The following is a 23,841-nucleotide window of genomic DNA, read 5'->3' as shown; positions in this document are numbered from 1 at the left end:
AGTTACGGCAAGGATTTCCCTCCAGTCGGCGCTTTCCGCGGGGCGGGCGGTGGGCCTAATCGCTCCACTGCGGGGTCTCACCTGTCCCGCTTAATCCCGCAGGAGTCGCCGCCTTGCGCTCCAATCAATGTGGCTCACTAGCTAGTGCCATAACACTACAATAAAGTATACCGTCATTTATTTGGATACAATTGTCCAATAAATAATGTGCAACATTTCAATCAATACTCGCAACTTAGCCTCCATTTTACGCAGCATTTTAAGGTGTATGCTTAATATAGGACCCATTACCCACAATATTGGTAGAGTGTCCAATTAATAAGTGTCTTCTCATGTCAAGTAAACCCTTTTATATTGAGACGTTGGTCTCGTTCAGCCATTTATTAGATTTTATTTTAGAAAATACCTCATAAAGTTGGATTTCCCGTGAAGGTATGAGACTCCTGCGGGAATAGCGTTAGTCGAAGACCCCGCAGTGAAGCGAGGAGGCTGAGGCAACGCCCGCGGAAAGCGAATACCGTAGCGCGAAATCCCAGCGGTCACGATTTAGATTACAAGTTGCACACCATTTCTAAAAGCGAACTGAAATATAAAACTGTAAGCCCACGCCTTATTTCATTAATTAGATGTAGATGGATAATCAACAGACTTGATATTTTATTTCGATACATCGGTATTGGAATCCTGCTTACAATGAATTACTTTGCGAATAGATATTACTATCCGATTATGGTAGACTAAAGGATAGACAATAAGAGGACGTGAGCGAATTGATTAAAATCGAATTACCAAAACCAAACGTAACAATTACCCAACGCGAACAAGTACTAAAAGAAGGAGAAATTGAAATTCCATCTATTTATGGATTTATCGATTTCCATCAAATCCCTCGTGATAAAGGCGGCATCTTTATGTTTTATAATAAAAATGGTGAGCTATTATTCGTAGGGAAAGCACGTAAAATTAGACAACGTATTAAAAAGCACTTTGAAGACAATGTTTCTCCAATGATTAAGCATCGTGAAGAAGTATACAAAATTAGCGTTTGTATCGTAGAAGAAGCAATGGATCGTGAAATTTATGAAACTTATGCAATCAACACTCTTAAAGCAAAATATAATATAGATAAAGCGTTTTTTAAATAAGACTAAATCCCATGTCACTTCATTGTGACATGGGATTTTTTAGTTTTCTGATTCAAAAATACTCGTACTATGGAGTGGTTGCACCCGTGATTTCGGATCAATGAATGTCTTAATATGACTAATCGCAATTGGTACTTCACCAAATCCAACCGCAATCAACTTAACTTTCCCATCATGTGTACATACATCTCCTGCAGCATATATACCTTCTATATTCGTTTCCATTTTTTCATTGACAACAACAGAATTTTTTTGCATTTCTAGCCCCCAATCTTTTAAAGGCCCGAGCGACGCAACATTTCCATAATTGACGATGACATGATCTACCGGAATTCTTTCCTCCGATTTATCTTTCCCTACGATTACTACTTCATGAACATTTTCTCCGTTTCCAACTAATTCCTTTATACCGAAAGGAGTTTTCACTTGAACTTTCGAATTATGAAGTTGCTGGACGGTCATCTCATGTGCGGTAAACTGTTCTTTTCGGTGACAAATAGTAACGCTTTCCGCAACAGCTTCTAACATTAAGGACCAATCCAGTGCAGAGTCTCCTCCGCCCAATACGAGAACATTCGTATCTTTAAAATGATTAATATCCTTTACTTTGTAATGCAAATTTTTCCCTTCATAGTCCGCTGATCCTGGAACATTTAGTTTGCGAGGTTGGAACGAACCAATTCCTGAAGTAAGTAAAATTGTTTTGGAATAATGAACACCTTTATCAGTTGTTAATGTAAAATACTCTGGTGATTTTTCAAGTGTACTTGCTGTCTCTTCTAAACAAATTGTCGGATTACTATATGCAGCCTGCTCTTCCAAATTTGCTACTAAATCTCGAGCTAAAATCTTTGGAATGCCTCCAATATCATATATATATTTATCTGGATAAAGCTCCATCAACTGACCACCAAGCTGTGGTAGACTATCTATTATTTTCACTTTTAAGTCGCGTAAACCCGCATAAAAAGAGGCAAATAATCCTGTAGGACCACCGCCTATTATTATTACATCGTATAATTCCTTATCCATACACCATTCACCTCATTGCTTTCCTTAGAATGAAAATGATTCTCATTCATTAGCGTATCAAAAATTGCTTCGATCTCACAGAAATCGGTTTCGAATTTCTGGCGATGGAATCATACAACTATCTTTTTTTCCAAACCATCTATAACGATTTTTAGCGAAGATTTTATATAGAACTTCTCGTAATGACTTAGGGATAACCTTAAACATGTAAAAGACCTTCCACATTCCTTTTAAGTGCTTGCAAATAAAAAGTGCAGCATCGGAGGAATCATACACTTTATCATTTTCAATTACTATAACGCCATCTATTTTTTCACTTATTCGATGTTTCAATTTGAGTTCTTTCCCAACGTCACTTTGCAACGCAGCAAATTGAAAGTACCCAGCTGGATCTCTCGCAATAATAAATTGAACACTTGCATCGCAAAAGTTACATTCCCCGTCAAACAAAACAATAGCAGTCATATGAAGTCCCCCTTTTCAACAGTGTATCAGTTGCCGCTGAAAAAGAATACGCCCCAATACAAACTCTTGTAATGGGGCATGCAAGTTACTGCTTATCGGAAGGTGTATCGGAAGAACCGACTTCTTCTAAAATTTCAAAACTGTTTTCATAATCCCGAATTCTTGGGTCTTCATTCTCCACTGGTTGTTCAGTCGTAGAATTTAAGATAGATTCTTCAACCGGTCGAATCTCCTCATTGACCTCTTGTTGGGCATGTTCAACACAAGTAGTTGTAGAAGGAATAGCTTCTAATCTTTCCATAGGAATTTCTTTTGAGCATTCGGTACATATACCATATGTACCTTCCTCCATTGCTGACAGTGCTTCCTGTATATCTTGTATCTCATCTTCTGAGTGTTTTCGTAATGCTAATCGTGTATGTTTATCCGTTAAGTCGGTCGCGTTATCTGCAGGATGATTATCGTAATTGGATAACTCTGTCGTTTCAAATTCCTCATCATTCTCCATACTAATTTCTAGTTCATCTAAACGCTTTAGTAACGTATCTTTTAATTTATCATATTTCGCCATTTGAATTCCCTCCTTGTTATTTTAAGGATTCCCAGAATTCAACGAAATAAAACAATTTGTACATCTCGATTTAGTAAATGCAAATATTGGTAAAGCTGTGAACGGTGGTGTACTAAGTGATTGACAATTTGAACAAACCATTCTGCCTCACTATATTCACTACCCCAATAAGTCTTAAATTGACGTTCTAATTCTTCTTTAGAAAGATCATTATAGTATAAAATAAGCTTCTCTATTCCATCTTTAAAGTGTGAGATTACAGTCTCCATCGAATTAGGCATATGTGCTTGATAGTACTCGGTCATTTGCTGTTTTGAATTTTCTTCTTGAATATGCAAATCTGCTCCTGGTATTTGGGAGAGATGCACACAAACTTCCCATACACTCATTTTGTTCGCAATCGGACGTTTATGTAAAAGTTCTTCATCTACTTGTTGAAACAATTCTATAATTGTATCTGAAACGAATTGTAATTGCTTTAATGCATCATTAATCATTTGTTCGCTCTTTTCCTACTTCTGTATGCGCAAATTTTCTTACCATCTTTTTAATATTTTCTACTCTACGAAAGCGCAGTGCCGACCAGTCATCATCAATTGCGATATTTCGGACAGGTTCAAATCCTTCATTTGCAAGTATTTTAGCAACCTCGTCTCTGCTACAATCGGACCCGTTGTATACTTTTGAGGATTTTTTTGGATAGCATAGCCACAAAAGTCCATCGCCTTCTAAATTATTTACTACTAATTTAGAAAGCGATGAAACTTCATCAATCGAAGTCCCAAATACTTGAATAAATTTATATTTTTCCTCTACACTTTCTTTATCAACTCTTCCTTCGAAAGCAACAGTAATTTCTTCATATGACTTTGGAGCATTCAAAATTAGTACAGGTTTTCCTGTTTGTTTCCACTGTAATTTCTTTAATACTGGATGAATTTCAGTCACTATTATTTCCACCTTCATTTTTAATTCATATTACCTTATTTTTTTGCCAACATACAATAATGCTTACATTACATTATTTTCACTAATTAAAGTATTATAAATATAAAGGAGTGTTTGTTAATGGGAATTCATAAGTTTTTTATGAGCATGAACGATTTAGAAAGAATTATACGATGTCCAGGACGCTTTAAATTTGAAGAGCATAATGTAGCTGCTCATTCTTGGAAGGTTTCGCAATATGCCATGTTTTTTGCTACAATCGAAGAGAGTGATGGTGCAACTGTTAACTGGAAGTCACTTTACGAAAAAACGATCAACCATGACTTTGCGGAGATATTCATCGGTGATATTAAAACACCAGTAAAGCACGCTTCCCCTGAACTGAAACTAATGCTTTCTCATGTAGAAGAAAAAATGATGGAAAAGTTCATCTTAGATGAAATTCCTACAGAGTTCCAACCAATCTTTTTTGATCGTATGAAAGAAGGAAAAGACGAAACTATTGAAGGTAGATTGTTAGAACTTGCTGACAAGCTAGATCAAGTATATGAGGCCTTTGCCGAACTTCAACGAGGCAACACGGATGTTGAATTTTTAAAAATGTATGAAAATGCACTTAAGAAAATTCTTCATATTCCACTCGAAAAAAGCGTTTCTTATTTCAAAGAGGTCATGCTTCAAGATATAATAGCAGAAGAATCTGTAATAGATATAAAGTCAATTACGTTAAAAATTCTTGAAAATTAAAAAAATATTAACTAAAAATACAATATATTGTATAATATAGTGTATAATACTATAAAGATAATTGAGGGAGGGTATTCAAATGCCTATACCAGTGAATCATACAAAACCTGTTCGAACTACCGCAAAACTGCATGCTTTCAATCAGTTACAACAGTGGATAATCGACGGTACTCTTCAACCTGAAGAAAAACTAAATGATATAGAGCTTGCACAGGCTTTAGGTGTGAGTAGAACACCAATTCGTGAGTCATTGCAACTTTTAGAATCTCAGGGTTTTGTAACAATGCAGCCTGGGAGAGCTACACAGGTAACAGCTGTAGAAACGCAAGATATTAATAATCTTCTACCACCGTTAGCAGTATTGCAAGCGCTTGCAGCAGAGCTCTCTATTCAAAATATGGATGATTCCACACTCGAGTTATTGGAAGAAAAAAACAAAGAATTTGCAGATGCACTATATGCGAAGGAATTTACTACTGCATTAAAGGTGGATGAAGAATTCCATCAAATCATTGTAGACAGAGCCAATAATCCATACATACTTTCTATGGTAGAGATGCTTCAAGCACATGTGCGAAGATTATTCTATTATGAAAAGATTGTTTTAAGAGAATACTCCATCAAGCAACATGCAGAAATTATTCATCTATTAAGAGAAAAAGATTCTCAGAAAGTAGCAGAAACAATGCGAGCAAATTGGATTTATACAATTGAAGAGTTTTAATTGTATAAATTCAAGGCTTCAGACTATAAGAACCCCGATGAAAATCGAGGTTACTTATAGTCTTTTTTCTTCTAAAAATGAATAAGAAAATTGAGTACGTAAAAAGACAATCGCTTTCCGCGGACGAGCGAGCAATCGAGTCTCTCAACATTCGCTTGTTGCGTAGAAAAAGTCCATAACTTTGACTTTGTGAGACGGGGCTGTTCAATAAGTTAGAAAATCGTTAAACGGCTCCCTTTAAGGGCGCGTTGCCTCAGTCTCCTCGCTGCACTGCGGGGCCTTCAGCTAACTCTAATCCCACAGGAGTGTCACCTTTTTTCAACATTTTTCTAGAAATTTAATGAGAAACTCTAAATTAACATTTAGTACATGTTTGAATCATTACACGCATTACTCATGGATTTAGTGCAGTGGAGTTCCTACGTTATTGTCAAAAAATTTTCAGAATGAGCTGGAAAAAAAGGATAAAAAGAAAAGAGGTTTCGAGAATTTTAACATTCCTGAAACCCCTAGACGATTAAATCAAGAGCTTATTTTTTAGCATTATATCTGTTTAAACGACTTATCTTTTTGACTTCTTCCAATAACTCCAGTAATTAGGGTTACAAATAAGAATGGGATTAGCCACCCTAGTCCAACACCATAAAACGGTAAATAGTTTTCATAAAGGGACACAACTGGATTCATCCATCCAAAATAGTCGATTTCGAGAGAACCACATAAAGCTTTCAAACCATCAATCAAACTGATTAAAAATGTTACAAACATAACACTGACATATACAATCCTAGCATGGTTAAATAGTGGTGAAAGAAATGTTAGCAAGATTAACACAATCGATAATGGATAAAGCAGCATTAACATTGGTATAGAATACTTAATAATATTCGATAAACCGAAGTTAGCTATAATACAAGTAAAGACGCTAAAGAAAATGACGAAAGCTTTATAACTAACTTTTGGCATTAACGTATGAAAATACTCTCCACACGCCGTCGTCAAACCAATACTAGTAGTTAAACAAGCTAAGAAGATAATAATTGACAAAAGTATGGCTCCGAAAGATCCAAAATAATGCTCAGAAGCACTACTTAGAACAGGTCCTCCATTAGCAAATATTCCAAAAAGTTCTGTACTTGTTGCGCCTAAATAAGCAATACCTGCATAAATAACACCTAAAAAAAAGATGGCAATCCCACCAGACTTCGCAGTTGCAGCAATAATTCCTTTAGTCGAGGTGATTCCCATTGAACGAACCGCAGTGATAACGATTATTCCGAATACTAAAGAGGCTAAAGCATCCATAGTATTGTAGCCTTCTGTAAATCCAGTCATAAATGCATTGTCTATATAACTTCCGTGAGGCGCTTGAAACCCACCCATTGGTTTAATGAAAACAAATAATAATAAAATGAATAACCCAATAATTATTCCAGGTGATAAATATTTTCCAACATTATCCACTATTTTTGACGGATTAAGTGAAAATAAAAGTGTAACTCCAAAGAATATGATCGTAAAAATAAGTAAACCAATCTTCGCATGATCGGCACTCATAAATGGCAGGATACCAACTTCAAAAGAAACTGCACCTGTTCGTGGTAATGCAAAAAACGGTCCAATCGTTAAGTACAATATAGTAGTAAAAATTACTGCAAATACTGGATGTACTCTACTAGATAACTCTTGTAAATTTTTACTTCCTGAAAAGCCCATTGCTAGTGTACCTAAGAAAGGTAATCCTATCCCAGTTGCTAAAAACCCAATAACTGCTGGCCATACATTTGTCCCTGCGTTTTGCCCTAAGCTTGCTGGAAAAATTAGATTCCCTGCTCCAAAAAACAATGCAAATAACATTACTCCAATAACGAGGTAACTGGAGAATGACAATTTTGAATTCATTTATTTTGCCTCCTGTAATGATAAACAATCATTTTTATTTCTGCTTATTTACTCTTAGATGAATGCACTTCAAATGATTTCTGTCATTTACTCAGCATGCAATATATCAGAACTGATAATACTATGGATGGCTGCAGAATGCAATATATCAGACGAAATTTATAGAAAATTGATGTAATTACAAAAGTATGGATAGCAATATATTATTTACATAATTACCTTAAACATGCTACTATTAGTAAAATTTAAATGCGATGAAGAGATGAGTAGATACTTAAATTCTTTTGCAGAGAGCTCCAGTTGGTGAAAAGGGGCATGAATTATTTATTGAAACAAGCCTCTGAGCATTACATTGGAACCTAGATTTTGGGGATAGTGTAACGGGAGCTCCCGTTATTGAGCTAAGGTATTCGCATATCTTTTAACACGGAATTAATTGTACAAACATACAATTACGCCGAAGATGAATTAAGATGCTGTACCGAATGAGATTAATATGGTGACATATTAATAAACTGGGGTGGTACCACGACGACTTTCTAAATCTCGTCCCCAAGACATTAGTCTTGGGGGTGAGATTTTTTTATTTGCAGTTTTTTACAAAGAAAGGAGAACAAAATGAAAATGAAAAAGTTATTATTATCCTGGAAGTATCCATCAATTCTATTATTCGGCATTGGTTTTTCCAACTTTGGCGCATGGGTATATTTAATAGCACTCAATTTAATTGTATTAGATATGACCAATTCTCCACTTGCAGTCGCAGGTCTTTATATCGTTAAACCCTTAGCTACATTATTTACGAATACATGGACCGGCAGCGTAATTGATCGCATAAATAAGCGTAACCTTATGGTTGGTCTTGACCTTTTTCGGGCAGCTTTTATAGCGATATTACCATTTGTTTCATCGATTTGGATTATATATGCAATCGTTTTTATAATAAATATGGCAAGATCTATGTTTGAACCCACTTCCATGATCTATATAACAAAGTTAATACCAATTCAACAAAGAAAACGTTTTAATTCCCTACGGAGCTTAATAGACTCTGGAGCTTTCCTAATTGGTCCAGCTATAGCAGGTGTATTATTTATAATTGGAACACCAGTTTTAGCAATTTACATTAATGCAATAGCTCTACTATTATCAGGAATAATAACTTTGTTTATGCCAAATCTTGAAAAGGGGAATATTCTCGAATCATCTGTTAACTATCTATCTTGGAGTGTAATCAAAAAAGATTGGGATATTGTTTTAAACTTTAGTCGTCAACATATTTATATCATGTTTATTTATGTTCTTTTTAGCTGCTCAATGGTAATGGCAACAGCTATCGATTCTCAAGAAGCTGCATTTGCTAAAGCAGTGCTTTTTTTATCGGACGGCGAGTACGGATTTCTTGTAAGTATAGCAGGGGCGGGGATTATTTTTGGAGCTCTTGTAAATGCAATGATTATAAACAAAATGACAACATCCCTACTAATTGGGGCTGGCTCAGTATTTGTTTCAATTGGTTATATTATTTATGCCTATTCAAGTACTTTTTCCATAGCAGCAATAGGATTTTTTATCCTTGCCTTTTCTCTTGCTTTTGCAAATACAGGTTTCCATACGTTCTTTCAAAACAATTTTCCAGTTGAGATGATGGGGAGAATCGGAAGTATATATGGGTTATTCGAAGCTTTTTTAATCATTAGTATTACCATCCTATTTGGGGTAACCTCTCAACTTATTTCCATTCAACTAGTTGTCATAATTGGTTCTTTTCTAATGTTAGTTATTACCATTCTATTGCTCATATTTTGCGTATTCCCTTCGAAAAGCAAGTATTATGATGATATTTGCTTAAAATGATTTTCGCAAAGTGCTAAAATTGGAAAGTGAATGAAAACGCTTGTCAATAAATAAGAGACAAAAGACTCTCAGTCCTTTTAAGAAAAGTAACTGTAGAAGTATCGTTGATTTCCGCTACGGTGGACGCTTTTCGCGGGCATGGCTTCAGTCTCCTCGTCACTTCGTTCCTGCGGGGCCTTCCGCTCATGCTATTCCCGCAGAAGTCGCCGCCTGCGCTCCAATCAACTAGTATGTATGGGTCGATTATAATTGCTTCGTAAGATAGATGACATTTAGATCCTATGAACATTAGTTAGAGAACTACATTTTATCCGGATGCACAAAATTTCACCAAAATTTTAAAAAGCAATTGCATCTCTTATTCATCAACAATTACAGGATGGCATGATCACTACGTTTATTTAAACTAATTCTATCCTCTTAGCGATAGCCGGCAAAATCTTATTGTTAGGTCCTACTCACTTAATGGATTGTAGTGAAAGGTGGCGACTCCAGCGGGATGAGTGAGACAGATGAGCCATCACAACGAACGCGTAGCGGCGGTGATAGCTTATCGCTCACCCCGCGGAACGCGTCCACCTGAAACGGAAATCCGTGGTATTATCTAATTCTTTAAAGTACTATGAACACTGGTTTTACAGGACAATAATCATATACTTCTTATCTTTTAAGAAAAACCGGCAAAAAGACGCCAGGTCCTTTCAAGAAGAATAACCGTAGAAACGTCGTTGATTTTTGCTAGGCGGACGCTTTACGGGGGCATAGCCTCATCACTACCCTCCTGCGGGACCCTCGCAGAAAGAGCAGTGAAGTGAGGAGACTAATAAAACACCCCGTGGTTAATTATTAGCAATAATTTTCCGGTCCTTAGGTAATGCTATTGCTACTAGTCCAATAAGTGGCAGCGTAGAAACAACAATCATCGTCGTATAAACTCCCACATGATCCATTAAAATTCCAATAACGACTGCTCCTATCGCTCCCATCCCGAATGCAAGTCCTACAGTTAATCCTGCCATCGTGCCAATTTTACTCGGTACAAGCTCTTGAGCGTAAACGACTGTGACCGAAAAACTGAGCATGAGGAAGAAACCGATAATAACTAGTAATAATACAACCGCCCAGATTGGAACATAGGGCAATATTAAACATAAAGGAATTGGTACCGCCATGGATAGTAATATGACATTTCTTCTACCTATACGGTCCGCCATTGGTCCTCCAAAGAAAGTACCGACTGCTCCCAAAGCTAGAAAAATAAAGATTAATAACTGCCCTTCTTTAATTGTTAAATTGTAGTGTTCCATCAAGTGAAAAATATAAAAGTTAGTCATATTCGTTACGTAGAAGGATCTTGCGAAAATAATAATCATTAGAAGCGTTAAGGCAACTCCTACCTGCTTTTTGGAAAGAGTCGGCAATGAAGAAAGCAGTGTTTTTTTCCTTTTTGTATGCTTCTCTTCTTCCAATTGTTTCTTATACCATACCGAAATTTTGGATAGTATAAATATTGCCGCAGCCGCTACTATTAAAAAAAGGGCTGCACCTTTTTGACCTAATGGAACTAGAATAAATGCACTAATCAGAGGAGCTAGTGCTTGTCCTGAATTCCCACCTACCTGGTAGATAGATTGTGAAAGTCCTCTTTTAGAACCTGCTGCCATATATGAAACACGAGAGCCTTCCGGATGAAATATAGCTGAGCCAAATCCTAGGAATATAACTGACACAAGTATAATCCAATATTGGGGAGCAAACGCTAGTCCTGCCATTCCGACAAAAGAACTGATCATTCCAAGAGGAAGTGCATATGGCATCGGTTTCTTATCACTAATAAATCCAACAACTGGTTGTAAAACAGAAGCAACAATATTTAACATAAATGAAATTAATCCTAATTGGGTATATGTTAATCCAATTTCTTTTTCCAAAACAGGAAACATTGCAGGAATCACCGATTGCAATGAATCATTAAATAAATGGCAGACGCCAATTGCAAACATAATTGGGTAAACAGGATTACCTATTTTCTGAGAAACTTTCGATGTAGACATACTTTTTCACGCTCTTTCACTTGCTGAATTTTGTTAATGGATTTATTATAACGCAAAAGTTAATATAACCTTGAAAGGATAGTTCCAACTCTTTTGGAAAGACTATATTGAAGAACTTTAATATACAAAGGAGTTTAGATAAATGAAAGATTTATTTCATATTCACTTTTGGGAAATGATCATACGAACAACGGTTTCATTCTTAACCCTACTTTTACTTGCTAGGATATTAGGGAAAAAACAACTTAGCCAACTAACGTTTTTCCACTATATTACAGGTATTACGATTGGTTCAATTGCTTCCGAAATTGCAGCCCAAAAGGAAACTCCTTTTATTGACGGTTATATTGCACTAATCTGGTGGGCAATCCTTACCCTAGCTATGAGTTACATTACTTTGAAATCGACCAAAGCACGTACGCTTGTCGACGATAATCCTACGATTGTTATTAAGGATGGAGAAATTTCCATTAAATCCATAAAAAAAGCACGCTTACATATGGATGATGTATTAATGATGCTTAGGGAACAATCTATTTTCTCCATTCAGGACGTTCATTATGCAGTACTCGAAACGAACGGAAAATTAAGTGTCTTTAAAAAAGTAGCGCAACAAGAAGCAACCAAACTAGACGTAAAAGCAGATGTATCACTTCCAACCTATATGCCTACTGAAATCATTTCAGATGGGGTAATAGTTTACAAAAACCTAGAAGAACTGGAATTGACTGAAGAGTGGTTGATGAAAAAACTTCGGAAACAAGGCGTTGATTCGGTGGATGAGGTTTATTACGCTCAAATTCAAACGAACGGATCGCTATATGTTAGCTTACGGAAAAATAATATATAAGAAAAGGATCAAAAAAGGACTTCCTGTTATTGGAAGTCCTTTCCTTATATTATTTCCCTATAATTTGTTCTATCGAGTGGTTTAACCCTTTAATGTCTAGCTCTTGAACACGCTCGTTGTTTAGCTTATATTTTTCTTTCAACAATAGAATACGACTTACACTTGTATTTATTCTTTCTTCGGAAACCTCTCCATTATGAACTGCTTGTTTAATAGCATCAATGGCTCTTTTCACTTTTTGATAATCATGCGCCACTAACACAATATCGTTCCCAGCTTTCACTGCATCCACGGCAGCTTGCCCAATTTCATAATGACCTACTATAGCGTTCATCGTCATATCGTCTGTCATCACTACCCCATCGAATTGAAGCTGTTCTCTCAATATCCCTGTAATAATGGCATGAGACATAGAAGATGGGAACTTTGGATCAATCTTCGGTAAAAGAATATGAGCAACCATGACAACATCTGCTCCATCCTCAATTGCATTTTTAAATGGAATCAATTCCAGGGCATTTAAGTCTTCTATACTTTTTTGAATAATTGGAAGTTCTAAATGTGAATCCACAGCGGTATCACCGTGACCGGGAAAATGCTTGACAACGGAGATAACGTTTTGACTTTGAATACCTTTCATCGTCTGAATGCCAAGCTTACTTACGATCTCTGCGTTATTACCAAAAGAACGGTCTCCAATAACCGGATTTTTTGGATTGCTGTTTACATCAAGTACTGGTGCAAAGTCGAGATTAAAACCGAATGTATTCATCTCTTTTCCTAAAAGAGTACCTATACTATAAGACAGAGACGGATTATTTCGTTTCCCAATCTCTTGGTTTGTTGGTAACTTATTTAGTCCAGGTAGCCTTGATATTCTGCCACCTTCTTGATCAACCCCTAGAAATAGGGGATGTTTTTCCTTTTTACTTTCGGTTTTTATTGCGTTTAATAAAGAAACAGTTTGTTTTTCATCTTTTAAGTTATTTTGATAAAAAATGAGCCCTCCTACTTTATTTACTGAAATTAATTCCTTCGACTCTTTCGTTAAAGCTATTCCGTCTATTCCTGCAAATATCATTTGTCCAATTTTTTCTTCTAAACTCATGTCCGAAATAGTCGGAGTTTCTTCTTCGATATCCATAAAAACCGATATATGATCAACCGCCGGGTTCGGTTCACTTTCTGTTGCTTTCGGTAATATCCATTTCAGTTGATAAGTGTTAGAAACTTCATAAATCAGAATGGTTTGGTCTACCATATCGTCTTGATAACTGCGAATTTCATCTGCTTCCCCCTTTATTCTTTCAATATCCTCTAAATGTATTTGCTGGATAGCTGGTGCAGAGGAGCGAATATCAAAAACAGTATTGGAACGATGACCCACTGTCACATTTTTGGATAAATAGTCTTCATAAATAGTTGTGGAAACTTCGCTTTTTTCCTCCGGACTTCCCCATAGTTCATGTACTTCTTGAACATCCGTCTTACCTACAATAAATGGAACATCCATTACTTGCCCTATTTTCGCAGACTCGAAAATGAGCGAAACGAGAGATTCCACTTCCGAAGGCTCCTTTAGCGTCGGAGTTAGGCTCTTATTTATTTCTTCTTTCTTTTCTTTATTATCTATAAATAGCATAGCAATTGCGATTGCTAAAAATAACAAAAGGAATAAAATCACTTTTTTAATCATAAAAGAACCTCCAAATAAATGACGTTGCTTTATTTTGTATTTCTATTAGTGTAACCATTATCCCTTTAATTTAACTTCCTCCACTTTATGGGGCTACCTTTAGAATAGCCATTTTATATATTAAAAGCGACCTTGAGCTAGCCAAGGTCGCTAATTTCATTCTGGCAATAGTTCATACGCCATTTTACGAATAATTTGTTCATGCTGAGGATACTTTTCCAATAACTCACATTGCGTAAACAGTTCAAAGTCTTCAAAATCAAAACCTGGTGCTACCATACAACCAACAAGCGAAAATAATCCATCTTCAATAACAGAGGAACCAAAAATAGAGTTTTTCGGTACCAATACTTGAGGTGTTTCTCCGTTCTCCAAATCTAACCCTAGCTTATGTTCGAAATAATTTCCTTCTTCATCAATAACATGTACTAGCAAAGAGCTTCCACCATGAAAATACCATAATTCATCTGACTTTAGTCGATGAAAATGCGATATATCCCCTGCTCCTATTAGAAAATAAATACTCGTATATAGCTTTCGAGTTGTACCAAATGTCTCTATTGATTGTTCGGAATTATATGTACCTTTATAATATCCACCTTCTGGGTGAGGTTCCAAACCTAAATGTTGTATGTAATAATTAGCATCCTTCTGCATTATACTTCCCTCGTTTCTAAATGCTTCATACAGTTAAATAAGTGGCATAAATTTTTATTGTCTTGTAACTCTATCACTGTCAGTGAAGTATTCCCAAGATCTAAATCGAACTCACCATATGGTACAAGGACTTTAATGATCCGTCCAATAAAACCGCCGTGACTAACAACTAGCACTCGTTTACCGGGATGCGCCTGCTTCACATCTTCTATGAAAGACATTCCGCGAGCAATAATAACCTCTTCCGGCTCAAACCCCAACTCCATTTTTCTCCATGCAAAACCCCATTTTGCAACTCGTTCTGCCTCTGTTGTACCTTCAATAATACCTCCACCAATTTCACCAAGTCGGTTGTCTACTACAAAATCAATATTAGGCTTTTTTTCAGCAATAATCTCCGCAGTTCTCTTTGCACGAATTAAATGGCTTGTATAAATAATATCCCATTTCTCCTGTTCGATTCTACCGGCAACCCTCTCTGCCATTTCGATACCTTCCTCATCCAGTGGTACATCCGTTGTCCCTTGCGCTCTCCCCTCTTTATTCCAAGCCGTCACACCATGTCTAACAAAACCAATAGTTGTCATGTTATTTTCCCCCTTATGTCCTTATTTAACACAGCTGCAATCCATACTGAAACGAACGAAGAAGTATACCCTTTTGGAATTGGTTTATTGACCATTTTCCCTTTTCGTTTTTCTTTGCTTAATTGCTCTAACTGTTGCTTGATTTCTTTTTCTCTCATGAATAAAAGCCAGTTCTTATTCTTTCATTATAAAGAAACAAAACAATTTGAACAATTTCTTATTACTTACTTGACCTTAACGTTACGTAAAGGTTTAGACTGTAGTTATGAGGGGGTGTTTGCTTGGAATATACGATACAAAAGCTTAGTCAATTGGCGGGAATAAGTACGCGGACGCTTCGGTATTATGATGAAATCGGATTACTTAAACCAGCACGCATCAATTCATCTGGTTACCGCATTTATGGTTCTGCAGAAGTAGATCGACTGCAGCAAATTCTGTTTTACCGTGAACTCGGGGTAAATTTGGATAGCATCAAAGAAATAATAACTTCTGAGACGTTCGACGGGGCAACTGCATTAAAGGAGCATAGAGAAAAACTGCTTGAAAAGAGAGCACAATTAGATTTATTGATCGAAAATGTCGATAAATCCATTCAACTAACAGAAAGGAAGATTACAATGGCGGATAAAGAGAAATTTGAAGGCTTTAAACAAAAACTTGTGGATGACAATGAGAAAAAGTACGGGAAAGAAATTCGAGAAAAGTATGGTGAGGATAGTGTAAATAAATCGAATGCAAAAGTAAAAGGTATGACACAAGAAAAATTCGAAGAAGTGACAAATCTAGCAGAAAAAATTGCAGATAATTTGAAAGCCGCAATGGTAACTGGTGATCCAGCTGGAGAACTTGCACAAAAAACAGCAGATATGCACCGACAATGGTTAAGCTTTTATTGGGAGAAGTATACAAAAGAAGCTCATGCAGGAGTTGCACAAATGTATGTGGATGATGAACGCTTTACTGCGTACTATGACAAAATCCAACCTGGTGCAGCAGAGTTTTTAAGAGATGCAGTACTGATATATACAAAAAATAAATGAAAGCTTTAAGCAATTCATAAAATCCTTTGGAATCATTCAGTTGCTCCAAAGGATTTTATCTTTGTATTGATTTCTATAGCTCACTTACTTTCATTGCTTATTTCTTCCCAAACACGACTTTTTGTAAAATCTTTTGCCAATTTATTTGCTTTTTCTGTAATGCTTTGCGGATAAGCAAGTACTTCAAGAAGTTTGATGGCATTCCTCGTATTGGAGGGACCCGGGTGAATGGTATAGTCAAACCGGACCTCGCCGTTTTCAATGGATTCTCTGAAATGATAATTCGTATATACATGACTCGCTATTTCCGTTAACTCTATATCATGCGATGCAATAATACTCATCCCTTTATTTGACGCAAGCCACTCCATCATAGATGCCGATGCTGCAATTCGTTCAACCGTATTGGTTCCTTTTAGTATTTCATCAACGAATGATAGACACGGTTTCCCTTCTTCTATTAGTTGTACAATGCGTTTAAGAGATTTAATTTCTGCAATAAAGTAACTATCACCATTCAATACATTGTCTTGAATTGCCATTGATGTAGCGACATAACTTGGTTTCATGATCCACTTCTCTGCTAATACTGTGTTAATGGTTTGTGCTAGAATCGCATTAATCGCGATTGCTTTAATATAAGTTGATTTTCCTGAAGCATTCGATCCAGTCACAAGGGTACATTTACCAAGAGCGGATGTGTTTGTCACCGGATGCTTGATAAGTGGATGTGCCATGTTCTCGAATAATAGTTCTTCATTGTCCACGAACTTAGGCGTGCAGTATGTATCAATAGATTTACGATAAAACGCAACTGCAATAGCAGCATCGAGTTTACCGATAAGTTGCCATACTTCACGATATTGCTTTTGGTGATGTGAAATCGTTTTTACAATTTTGTTGTATGAAATAAAATCGAGCAAAAATAAAATCCGAATATACTCGAAAATAACATCAAATTCTCCTCCACCTTTGTTACCAAGTGAAGAAATATTACTGAGAAACAAAATCTTTTTTAACGGTTTCATATTTTCCTTAAACCTTTTTACATACGAATTAAATTCTGACTGATTAACAGAAGAAAAACGTTTTCCCGTGTTAATGATGGACGCAATATATGTGATGGATGATAAATCATACTCCAACATGCTCTTATTGCGGTAGTAAATGATTGTATTAATTAAAAATGAGGTCAATAAACAACAAAGTCCCCATTTCAAATTAAAAAATAGTAACACAACAGCAACAATTGGCAAAAAGGCAAGTAGGGTGAAGAGCGATGTATTTTTTACTTTCTTACTACCTCCGTCATAAAAAAACGAAGAGGAATTCGAATAATCCCTTTTTCCAAGCCCTGAAAGAAGTAAAAGAATTTTTTCCCTTAATGCCTGATTGTTTGCAACTATCATGTAAAGATTCTCATCTTCCTGTTTATGTTCAAGAGATGGGGTGATTTCACGAAGTTGATTAAATAAATACTCCGAACCAACAGTAGTTTGCGTGTAATTAAGCTTTTGGAAAACTTTATTCATGGATAAATCATCCCAAGTCAATTGATCTACCCCATCATAGAAGGACTTACTGTTTTTCTTATTTGACCAGTAAGATGAGATGGATTCAATAGCTTCCCTTTGTCTGATAAACTTCCCTGTTTTCCATTCTTCTCGAAACTTTTCAAGTTTCTTCTTCTTGCGCGTTAAGAGATGGTTGATTATGAACATGAATGCTACAACTACAAGAATATTTAATAGATTTGGCACTTAATCACCTCATTCGGTTATTCAATATATACGGAAATAAGTGCCTGCTGGTTTCAAATTTAAAACATATATACTGGGCCAATCAAGTTAAGTATGTTTAATAATCTAGTTTATTGAGCCTTGACCGCTATTTTTTAATGCTTGTTCGATTATGTGGATATCTTCTGGATAAGCCAAAGGGAGCTTTGTAGTTTCTTCTAACGTCTTCCAAGCGATTTCATGGATAAACTGATCTGGATCTTGGATAGTTATCTCCCCACTCACAATTTCAACTAAAAAGTATTCAACATGATAAGAAATTCCATGTTCACTAATGACCCCACTCTTATTATGTACTTTTTCAATAATACGAACTTTGTAGCCCGTTTCTTCCCAAAATTCTCTTATGCAGCATTCTTCAAACGTTTCCCCATCCTCCATTGTCCCCGACGGAACAGTCCATTGCTTTTCTTCTCCTGGAGCTGCTTGAAGAACCATTAGCACCTCTTGTTTTTCATTTATACAAATACCTGCTGCACCTTGCCATTTAAACATGTTTATTTCCTCACTTCATTCATTAGATTATATCTACATCATTAATTTCTGATACATATCTTGATTTTTTTAGATCCACGAGCCCATTAGAACGAAAACATACACCTTCTGCTTCTAACATCGCTCTTTGAGAATAGGCAGATTCTTCATCTGGAATAGCAATCTCTCCTTTAATATTGATGACACGATGCCATGGTAGCTTATGTTTTGCACTCATTGTATGAAGGATGCGTACTACTTGTCTTGCACCCCTCGGACTCCCTGCCACCTTTGCAATTTGCCCGTATGTCATGACTTTTCCTGAAGGAATGGATTTTATTATTTCAATAGTTTTTTCAGTAAAAGGGTTCATCCGTCTTCATCCTTTCGTTACTTCGATTATAACTTATTTAGAATATTTTATTCAGTACCTTGCATAGAATAATACCGTATGATATATTACTATCAAAGGTACTGTTTATTGAATAGTAGTGAAGGGAGTGAAAGACAAATGAATATTCAATTTAAGAAAGGCGTATTGAATCTTTGCGTACTAGTTCTATTGGATAAACAAGATCGATATGGTTATGAGCTTGTGCAAAAAATATCCGACCAAATCGCGATTTCAGAAGGATCTGTCTATCCATTACTACGTCGCTTAACGAAGGAAGGATACTTTACGACCTATTTACAGGAATCATCTGAAGGCCCCCCACGTAAATATTATAAGCTCACCGAACTGGGCAGAACTTATTTACATGAACAATTAAATGAATGGAAAAACTTTACAAATGGCGTGAATAATCTAATCGAAGAGGGTGTAAAAAATGACTGAACAACAATTTATAAGTGAACTGGAGCTTGCGCTAGCTGGGCTTCCTGCAGATGAACGCAATGATATTCTTTCCGACATAAAAGAGTATTTTACAAATGGTCGTGAGGATGGAAAAGCGGATAACGAAATTGCGGCATCTCTTGGTTCTCCAAGAGAAATTGCACAAGAGCTTTTGGAAAATCATGTTCCTGAGAAAATCATGACAAATAATAAAGTGATTAAAATCCCTAACCCTAATTTTTCCAATGTAGTAATGAACATAGATCACGGTTCACTATACGTGTTTCCATCAGAAACAGATGAAACCACAGTGGAATTAATTGGGGATAACGACAAACTAGATTTCACTGCTAACGTTGTCAACGATACATTATCGATTAAATTAAAAACAAAGAAATTCCAGTTATTTAACTTCTTGTTCTTTATTAAAGAACTCCGAGTAAATGTATCACTTCCTAAAAAGTTATATGAAACAATTATCATGAAAACCGATAATGGTCGTATTCGTGCAGAAAAAATACTTGGGAAAACTATTAAAGCTACTTCCGATAACGGTAGCATCGGCTTAAAGGAATTTGCAGCTACTGTTTTAGAAGTAGAAACAGACAATGGGCGCATTGAAATTGATAAAGTGCAAACGGATAAACTATCTACCCAAACCGATAATGGAAGAATTGAATTACGTAATGTGGATGCTGAGCAAATTATTGCAGAAACTGATAACGGACGAATTATGATGGAAAATGTAAATGGTGATATTATCGGAAAAACCGATAATGGGCGAATTTCGCTTCTAACATCGAGTCTTGACCGCATGATCCAGTTAGAAACGGATAATGGCAGCATTCTAGTAGAGACAGAAAACGACCCAACAGACGTATCCATTCATACTAAAACTGACCATGGCAGAGTAAGTGTGTTTGGTGAAAAGAATTCTCGTACCGTGTTTGGTAACGGGTCGAACACTATCCGACTCTCTTCTGACAATGGGAAAATTACTGTTATAAAGAAGGCTTAAATTAAAATAAATCCACGTATAAAATTTATTATACGTGGATTTATTGTTGTTTTAGGCGTACTCTCATGGAATTCTGAATCATGTTAGCAGCTTGATGCTTGCCGCTGGAAAGCCGCCTGCAGCGGAAATCACCTTGTTTATGGCACCCTAATTCATATAGATTGGTATCTCTATATAAAGAAAAAATCCCTTTGTAAATAAGTAAAAAACTTTTTTAACAAAGGGATTTTTTAAGTTTTAATTTTAGTAAGTACGAACCGGTACAATTAATTGTAAGATGGCGTCATCATTAATAGAATTTATAATAAATGGACGCATTGGTCCTGTAAAGTGGATGATTACATCATGTCCTTCTAATGCTTTTAATGCATCCATCATATATTTTGCACTAAACGAAATTTTTATTACTTCGCCTTCAACTGAAATTGATTGAATTTCTTCTTCCACTTCCCCAATTTCAGGTGAGCTAGATGATATTTCTACAATATTACTTTCTAATGATGATAATCGAACAATGTTATTCCGCTCTTCACGCGCCAATAAAGAGGCTCGGTCAATCGCTTGAAATAAAGCTTTCCCATTCATTGTAACAGTCGTTTTGTATTCAGTTGGTATTAAACGAGATGTATCTGGATAATTCCCTTCAAGTAGACGAGAGAATAACAATACACTCCTAGTTTTAAATAACACTTGTTGACTTGTCATCGCGATATGAACAAGTTCGGATGTGTCACCAATGATTTTACTTAACTCAGTAAGACTCTTTCCAGGAATAACTACATTAAATTCGCCTTCTGGTAGTTGGTCCAAACTCACTTTACGACGTGCAAGACGATGACTATCCGTTGCTACACAAACAAGCTCGCTATTTTTTAATTGCCAATGGACACCTGTTAATACTGGACGATTTTCAGAAGGTGAAACTGCAAATACGGTTTCACGAACAATAGATTTTAGTAAATCAGCTGGTATAGTAAACTGACGATCATCCTGAATCTCTGGCAGCATTGGGTAATCAGAAGGGTCTAGACCAATTATATGAAACTCCGACTTACCAGAATGAATATACGTATGATAATTCTGCTTCACTTCTATTTCTACATCACTTGTTGGTAATTTACGTACAATTTCATTAAACATTCGCGCCGGAACTACAATTGATCCTTCTTCAATAACTCTAATTACTTGATCGCCATCTTCTTCAGCTTTAATAAAAGATTGAATTGTAATATCTGAATCGCTTCCAGTCAGACGTAATCCATCTTCCGTAACTTCTAATTTAATTCCTGTCAAAATTGGTATAGTAACTTTCGAACTAATCGCTTTCATTACATCATTTAATCCATCTAATAACCGATGACGCATAATTTCAAATTTCATTATCTTACCTCACTTTATTTCTTTTTTTACTATTATTCGCCTTACGAAATACTCTAATAGAGTTAATGTAACATTATAAAAATTTATTTGCACTACGTTTTTATTAAATTCAAAAAACCTTACCAGTAAACATCGCAGTAACCTAGAAAAATGAGACAAATAACTACACCTTTCTTTGAAAAACAATACCTAATTCGTCAATTTGGAGGTGTTTTTTCTATGGGAACAAAAGGCAGTTATCCAGTAGAAGTGATAATGAGGGCCATTGAAATGCGATTGGCTATAGTGCCTATAAAAGAAGTAATGAAAGAATTGAACATTCGGAACAAAACGCAATTGAAGACATGGATGCATTGGTATAGAAATTGCGAAATGCATCGTCTTAAACCCAGTGATATAAAATATGACTTTGGGAAAGGAGCAAAATATGAAAGCGAGAAAGCCAGGCTACAGAGTAAAAGACCGGTCAGCGTATCATTCAAAAAAATGTTTGCCATGTCAAGCAAAGGTGAAGAACATCCAAGCCATTAGAGAAACTGGTTACGTATATTACCTACATGCCTTTTGGTCAATCGATGATGTATCTTTCTAGTATTCTCGATTTCCACAATGGCGAGATTGTGGCACAAACTATTGGTTTCAAACAGGACACCGATTTTGTGTTGGACACACTGTATCAATTGCCTGAGCTACCAGAAGGGAGTATTCTGCATAGTGACCGAGGTTCCGTTTATACATCCTATGCTTATCAAGGAGAATTTAAAGAAAAAGGAATTACCATGAGCATGTCCCGCAAAGGCCAACTGATAATTCCCGATCGAAACGATACATTCCTCTCTAAACTGAAACATTCAATCTCGACGATATCTATCGTACAACCAATGCGACTGTGATTCAGATCTTCAAAGAGTACATTATTTATTATAGCAATATCCGTATTCAAACGAGACTAAACAGCCAGTCACCGGTTCAATACTACCGTCAATCGGCTGCATAATTGGATTATTATTCTTGTCTCATAAAGGGTTGTCAGCGCCGTGAAACCCTTCACAAATTCTATTGTATTTTTAGTTCTAATTCCATAATCCATCTTTTTTCGTTTTACAGCAAAAAGAGCTTGGAAAACCAAGCTCTTTTAAAATTCTCTAATTACATACTGTCTCAAAGGAATTCTTAGAAATAACTTCTATAAAGAAAAAACGTTACTGCGATTGTTATGATGGTGTATGCCAAAGATGTGTAAAAAGCAATGTTAGGTGAAAACTCAAACTTTTGTCCTTCCATTCTAATACCTGTGGAACCTTGAATGGTCATATCCAAGTGTCGAGAACCATAACTACCCTTAGAAGTAAAAAACCAAATAATAACTGTAACTGCCAGTCCAATAAAAAATGAATAGTCTATAAATTTTGTATGTGTGAAAAATGCAACACCGAAACCCAAACCTAGTAAAACTAATAAAGTTATAAATATGGTTATTAATTTTCGTTTCATATTTTCTTATCCCCCTGTATACTCTAGTCCCATGTATCTGAACAAATTAATTAACAAACGATTGAATAAACACTGATTTTTTAAATTTATAGTTCTCTTTGTTAATTTGTTAATTTGTTAAACTAACAGGACGTTAGTTTTAGAACAATAAGAATATTAATTCCATTGTTTTATTATATCAACAACACACAACAATTTCTACAAAAAATAAAATTTTCTGTTATTTCTGGATATCAACTACCTTTTGGATTTCCATTGTAGGTTAAATGGAGAACTCACGGGGGTCAAGGGGGCATTATAAGTACCTTCCCAACATCCCCTGCATATTGCTGATATTTCAACTCTGACTTCTAAAAAAATAATCTTTTAATGTAAGTTCTCACTATTCGAAAAGTCTTCAACTTTATCGGCCACATGCTTCACATTTTCATATTAGGGGCTGCTCATTGATCAACTTGATTTTGATTTTCCGCATCTCCTTCAGACATAACCTCTCACCAGCTGTACTCTAGATTACTCAAGCTAGGTCATTCTTCTTGAGGATAGACTTTCTGATTCTTTCT

At 35.9% G+C, this 23,841-nt stretch carries 24 protein-coding genes, 1 pseudogene and 1 other annotated feature; of the genes and pseudogenes, 9 read left to right on the top strand and 16 right to left on the bottom strand.

What is annotated here, in order from left to right:
- Nucleotides 1–770: 770 nt before the first annotated feature.
- Complete coding sequence (locus tag ACFVR1_RS08665) at nucleotides 771–1,145, top strand: nucleotide excision repair endonuclease (protein ID WP_387583024.1); 375 nt, start codon at nucleotides 771–773, stop codon at nucleotides 1,143–1,145.
- A 39-nt stretch (nucleotides 1,146–1,184) separates the two neighbouring features.
- Here the strand turns inward: ACFVR1_RS08665 and ACFVR1_RS08660 are convergent, their stop codons facing one another.
- The 5 genes from ACFVR1_RS08660 to ACFVR1_RS08640 form a co-directional block, all read right to left on the bottom strand.
- On the bottom strand, nucleotides 1,185–2,177 hold the full coding sequence (locus ACFVR1_RS08660) for an NAD(P)/FAD-dependent oxidoreductase (protein ID WP_387583022.1): 993 nt from the start codon (nucleotides 2,175–2,177) through the stop codon (nucleotides 1,185–1,187).
- A gap of 75 nt (nucleotides 2,178–2,252) precedes the next feature.
- The gene (locus ACFVR1_RS08655) at nucleotides 2,253–2,642 is read right to left on the bottom strand and encodes a thiol-disulfide oxidoreductase DCC family protein (protein ID WP_387583020.1); all 390 of its coding nucleotides are present in this window, start codon (nucleotides 2,640–2,642) and stop codon (nucleotides 2,253–2,255) included.
- An 85-nt stretch (nucleotides 2,643–2,727) separates the two neighbouring features.
- A complete protein-coding gene (locus ACFVR1_RS08650; protein WP_387583017.1) occupies nucleotides 2,728–3,213 on the bottom strand; it encodes a TraR/DksA C4-type zinc finger protein in 486 nt (161 codons plus the stop codon).
- A 38-nt stretch (nucleotides 3,214–3,251) separates the two neighbouring features.
- The gene (locus ACFVR1_RS08645) at nucleotides 3,252–3,710 is read right to left on the bottom strand and encodes a DinB family protein (protein WP_387583015.1); all 459 of its coding nucleotides are present in this window, start codon (nucleotides 3,708–3,710) and stop codon (nucleotides 3,252–3,254) included.
- Nucleotides 3,703–4,161 (bottom strand): DUF3052 domain-containing protein, encoded by a 459-nt coding sequence (locus ACFVR1_RS08640; protein WP_387583012.1) that lies wholly within the window; start codon nucleotides 4,159–4,161, stop codon nucleotides 3,703–3,705. The genes ACFVR1_RS08645 and ACFVR1_RS08640 overlap by 8 nt, the downstream gene beginning before the upstream one ends.
- 120 nt (nucleotides 4,162–4,281) lie before the next feature.
- Between ACFVR1_RS08640 and ACFVR1_RS08635 the strand changes: the two genes are divergently transcribed.
- Nucleotides 4,282–4,908 (top strand): YfbR-like 5'-deoxynucleotidase, encoded by a 627-nt coding sequence (locus tag ACFVR1_RS08635; RefSeq protein WP_387583009.1) that lies wholly within the window; start codon nucleotides 4,282–4,284, stop codon nucleotides 4,906–4,908.
- 79 nt (nucleotides 4,909–4,987) lie between these two features.
- Nucleotides 4,988–5,632, top strand: coding sequence for a GntR family transcriptional regulator (locus ACFVR1_RS08630; RefSeq protein ID WP_387583007.1), 645 nt, complete (start codon nucleotides 4,988–4,990; stop codon nucleotides 5,630–5,632).
- 543 nt (nucleotides 5,633–6,175) lie between these two features.
- Here the strand turns inward: ACFVR1_RS08630 and brnQ are convergent.
- Nucleotides 6,176–7,534, bottom strand: a complete 1,359-nt coding sequence (gene brnQ / locus ACFVR1_RS08625) for a branched-chain amino acid transport system II carrier protein (protein ID WP_387583005.1) — start codon at nucleotides 7,532–7,534, stop codon at nucleotides 6,176–6,178.
- 245 nt (nucleotides 7,535–7,779) lie between these two features.
- Nucleotides 7,780–8,091: a binding site (T-box leader), on the top strand.
- A gap of 67 nt (nucleotides 8,092–8,158) precedes the next feature.
- Between brnQ and ACFVR1_RS08620 the strand changes: the two genes are divergently transcribed.
- Nucleotides 8,159–9,391 (top strand): MFS transporter, encoded by a 1,233-nt coding sequence (locus tag ACFVR1_RS08620; protein WP_387583003.1) that lies wholly within the window; start codon nucleotides 8,159–8,161, stop codon nucleotides 9,389–9,391.
- Between the two features lie 839 nt (nucleotides 9,392–10,230).
- Here the strand turns inward: ACFVR1_RS08620 and ACFVR1_RS08615 are convergent.
- Entirely contained in the window at nucleotides 10,231–11,445 is a 1,215-nt protein-coding gene (locus tag ACFVR1_RS08615; protein ID WP_387583001.1) for an MFS transporter, read from the bottom strand.
- Nucleotides 11,446–11,587: 142 nt separating this feature from the next.
- Here ACFVR1_RS08615 and ACFVR1_RS08610 point away from each other — a divergent pair, with 142 nt between their 5' ends.
- On the top strand, nucleotides 11,588–12,295 hold the full coding sequence (locus tag ACFVR1_RS08610) for a DUF421 domain-containing protein (protein ID WP_387582999.1): 708 nt from the start codon (nucleotides 11,588–11,590) through the stop codon (nucleotides 12,293–12,295).
- Between the two features lie 49 nt (nucleotides 12,296–12,344).
- Here ACFVR1_RS08610 and nagZ read toward each other — a convergent pair whose 3' ends face one another.
- From nagZ to ACFVR1_RS08590, 4 genes are all read right to left on the bottom strand, one after another.
- Nucleotides 12,345–13,991: a beta-N-acetylhexosaminidase gene (gene nagZ, locus ACFVR1_RS08605; RefSeq protein WP_387582997.1), complete on the bottom strand. Its 1,647-nt coding sequence runs from the start codon at nucleotides 13,989–13,991 to the stop codon at nucleotides 12,345–12,347.
- Between the two features lie 156 nt (nucleotides 13,992–14,147).
- A complete protein-coding gene (locus tag ACFVR1_RS08600; protein ID WP_387582994.1) occupies nucleotides 14,148–14,648 on the bottom strand; it encodes a cupin domain-containing protein in 501 nt (166 codons plus the stop codon).
- A complete protein-coding gene (locus tag ACFVR1_RS08595) occupies nucleotides 14,648–15,235 on the bottom strand; it encodes a histidine phosphatase family protein (RefSeq protein WP_387582991.1) in 588 nt (195 codons plus the stop codon). Before ACFVR1_RS08595 ends, ACFVR1_RS08600 begins: the two co-directional genes overlap by 1 nt.
- Complete coding sequence (locus ACFVR1_RS08590) at nucleotides 15,232–15,393, bottom strand: hypothetical protein (protein ID WP_387582989.1); 162 nt, start codon at nucleotides 15,391–15,393, stop codon at nucleotides 15,232–15,234. The genes ACFVR1_RS08595 and ACFVR1_RS08590 overlap by 4 nt, the downstream gene beginning before the upstream one ends.
- 123 nt (nucleotides 15,394–15,516) lie before the next feature.
- On the opposite strand from ACFVR1_RS08590, the gene ACFVR1_RS08585 reads away from it, so the two are divergent.
- Nucleotides 15,517–16,278 (top strand): MerR family transcriptional regulator, encoded by a 762-nt coding sequence (locus ACFVR1_RS08585; protein WP_387582986.1) that lies wholly within the window; start codon nucleotides 15,517–15,519, stop codon nucleotides 16,276–16,278.
- A gap of 80 nt (nucleotides 16,279–16,358) precedes the next feature.
- Here the strand turns inward: ACFVR1_RS08585 and ACFVR1_RS08580 are convergent, their stop codons facing one another.
- The 3 genes from ACFVR1_RS08580 to ACFVR1_RS08570 form a co-directional block, all read right to left on the bottom strand.
- Complete coding sequence (locus ACFVR1_RS08580; RefSeq protein ID WP_387582984.1) at nucleotides 16,359–18,038, bottom strand: MutS-related protein; 1,680 nt, start codon at nucleotides 18,036–18,038, stop codon at nucleotides 16,359–16,361.
- Nucleotides 18,039–18,143: 105 nt separating this feature from the next.
- Nucleotides 18,144–18,572: an NUDIX hydrolase gene (locus ACFVR1_RS08575; protein ID WP_387582982.1), complete on the bottom strand. Its 429-nt coding sequence runs from the start codon at nucleotides 18,570–18,572 to the stop codon at nucleotides 18,144–18,146.
- Nucleotides 18,573–18,594: 22 nt separating this feature from the next.
- Nucleotides 18,595–18,924 (bottom strand): MGMT family protein, encoded by a 330-nt coding sequence (locus ACFVR1_RS08570; RefSeq protein WP_387582979.1) that lies wholly within the window; start codon nucleotides 18,922–18,924, stop codon nucleotides 18,595–18,597.
- A 138-nt stretch (nucleotides 18,925–19,062) separates the two neighbouring features.
- Between ACFVR1_RS08570 and ACFVR1_RS08565 the strand changes: the two genes are divergently transcribed.
- Nucleotides 19,063–19,386: a PadR family transcriptional regulator gene (locus tag ACFVR1_RS08565; RefSeq protein WP_387582976.1), complete on the top strand. Its 324-nt coding sequence runs from the start codon at nucleotides 19,063–19,065 to the stop codon at nucleotides 19,384–19,386.
- Nucleotides 19,379–20,404, top strand: a complete 1,026-nt coding sequence (locus tag ACFVR1_RS08560; RefSeq protein WP_387582973.1) for a DUF4097 family beta strand repeat-containing protein — start codon at nucleotides 19,379–19,381, stop codon at nucleotides 20,402–20,404. The genes ACFVR1_RS08565 and ACFVR1_RS08560 overlap by 8 nt, the downstream gene beginning before the upstream one ends.
- A gap of 243 nt (nucleotides 20,405–20,647) precedes the next feature.
- On the opposite strand, the gene dnaN is transcribed toward ACFVR1_RS08560, so the two are convergent.
- Nucleotides 20,648–21,784 (bottom strand): DNA polymerase III subunit beta, encoded by a 1,137-nt coding sequence (gene dnaN, locus ACFVR1_RS08555; protein ID WP_387582970.1) that lies wholly within the window; start codon nucleotides 21,782–21,784, stop codon nucleotides 20,648–20,650.
- A gap of 219 nt (nucleotides 21,785–22,003) precedes the next feature.
- On the opposite strand from dnaN, the pseudogene ACFVR1_RS08550 reads away from it, so the two are divergent.
- Nucleotides 22,004–22,781 (top strand): annotated as a pseudogene (locus ACFVR1_RS08550) (transposase).
- Between the two features lie 176 nt (nucleotides 22,782–22,957).
- Here the strand turns inward: ACFVR1_RS08550 and ACFVR1_RS08545 are convergent.
- The gene (locus tag ACFVR1_RS08545; protein ID WP_387582968.1) at nucleotides 22,958–23,278 is read right to left on the bottom strand and encodes a hypothetical protein; all 321 of its coding nucleotides are present in this window, start codon (nucleotides 23,276–23,278) and stop codon (nucleotides 22,958–22,960) included.
- Between the last annotated feature and the right edge of the window lie 563 nt (nucleotides 23,279–23,841).

Origin of the sequence: Psychrobacillus sp. NPDC058041 (assembly GCF_042885655.1) — a bacterium.
GTDB lineage: Bacteria > Bacillota > Bacilli > Bacillales_A > Planococcaceae > Psychrobacillus.
The sequence above is the reverse complement of the archived record's forward strand: the minus strand, read 5'-3'. Positions and strand labels throughout refer to the sequence as shown.

What these genes read in the sequence shown, in the direction of transcription:
- ACFVR1_RS08660 (WP_387583022.1), bottom strand. Translation starts at nt 2,177, where the DNA reads ATGGATAAGGAATTATACGATGTAATAATAATAGGCGGTGGTCCTACA.
- ACFVR1_RS08655 (WP_387583020.1), bottom strand. Translation starts at nt 2,642, where the DNA reads ATGACTGCTATTGTTTTGTTTGACGGGGAATGTAACTTTTGCGATGCA.
- ACFVR1_RS08650 (WP_387583017.1), bottom strand. Translation starts at nt 3,213, where the DNA reads ATGGCGAAATATGATAAATTAAAAGATACGTTACTAAAGCGTTTAGAT.
- ACFVR1_RS08645 (WP_387583015.1), bottom strand. Translation starts at nt 3,710, where the DNA reads ATGATTAATGATGCATTAAAGCAATTACAATTCGTTTCAGATACAATT.
- ACFVR1_RS08635 (WP_387583009.1), top strand. Translation starts at nt 4,282, where the DNA reads ATGGGAATTCATAAGTTTTTTATGAGCATGAACGATTTAGAAAGAATT.
- ACFVR1_RS08630 (WP_387583007.1), top strand. Translation starts at nt 4,988, where the DNA reads ATGCCTATACCAGTGAATCATACAAAACCTGTTCGAACTACCGCAAAA.
- brnQ (WP_387583005.1), bottom strand. Translation starts at nt 7,534, where the DNA reads ATGAATTCAAAATTGTCATTCTCCAGTTACCTCGTTATTGGAGTAATG.
- ACFVR1_RS08620 (WP_387583003.1), top strand. Translation starts at nt 8,159, where the DNA reads ATGAAAAAGTTATTATTATCCTGGAAGTATCCATCAATTCTATTATTC.
- ACFVR1_RS08615 (WP_387583001.1), bottom strand. Translation starts at nt 11,445, where the DNA reads ATGTCTACATCGAAAGTTTCTCAGAAAATAGGTAATCCTGTTTACCCA.
- ACFVR1_RS08610 (WP_387582999.1), top strand. Translation starts at nt 11,588, where the DNA reads ATGAAAGATTTATTTCATATTCACTTTTGGGAAATGATCATACGAACA.
- nagZ (WP_387582997.1), bottom strand. Translation starts at nt 13,991, where the DNA reads ATGATTAAAAAAGTGATTTTATTCCTTTTGTTATTTTTAGCAATCGCA.
- ACFVR1_RS08600 (WP_387582994.1), bottom strand. Translation starts at nt 14,648, where the DNA reads ATGCAGAAGGATGCTAATTATTACATACAACATTTAGGTTTGGAACCT.
- ACFVR1_RS08595 (WP_387582991.1), bottom strand. Translation starts at nt 15,235, where the DNA reads ATGACAACTATTGGTTTTGTTAGACATGGTGTGACGGCTTGGAATAAA.
- ACFVR1_RS08590 (WP_387582989.1), bottom strand. Translation starts at nt 15,393, where the DNA reads ATGAGAGAAAAAGAAATCAAGCAACAGTTAGAGCAATTAAGCAAAGAA.
- ACFVR1_RS08575 (WP_387582982.1), bottom strand. Translation starts at nt 18,572, where the DNA reads ATGTTTAAATGGCAAGGTGCAGCAGGTATTTGTATAAATGAAAAACAA.
- ACFVR1_RS08570 (WP_387582979.1), bottom strand. Translation starts at nt 18,924, where the DNA reads ATGAACCCTTTTACTGAAAAAACTATTGAAATAATAAAATCCATTCCT.
- ACFVR1_RS08565 (WP_387582976.1), top strand. Translation starts at nt 19,063, where the DNA reads ATGAATATTCAATTTAAGAAAGGCGTATTGAATCTTTGCGTACTAGTT.
- ACFVR1_RS08560 (WP_387582973.1), top strand. Translation starts at nt 19,379, where the DNA reads ATGACTGAACAACAATTTATAAGTGAACTGGAGCTTGCGCTAGCTGGG.
- dnaN (WP_387582970.1), bottom strand. Translation starts at nt 21,784, where the DNA reads ATGAAATTTGAAATTATGCGTCATCGGTTATTAGATGGATTAAATGAT.
- ACFVR1_RS08545 (WP_387582968.1), bottom strand. Translation starts at nt 23,278, where the DNA reads ATGAAACGAAAATTAATAACCATATTTATAACTTTATTAGTTTTACTA.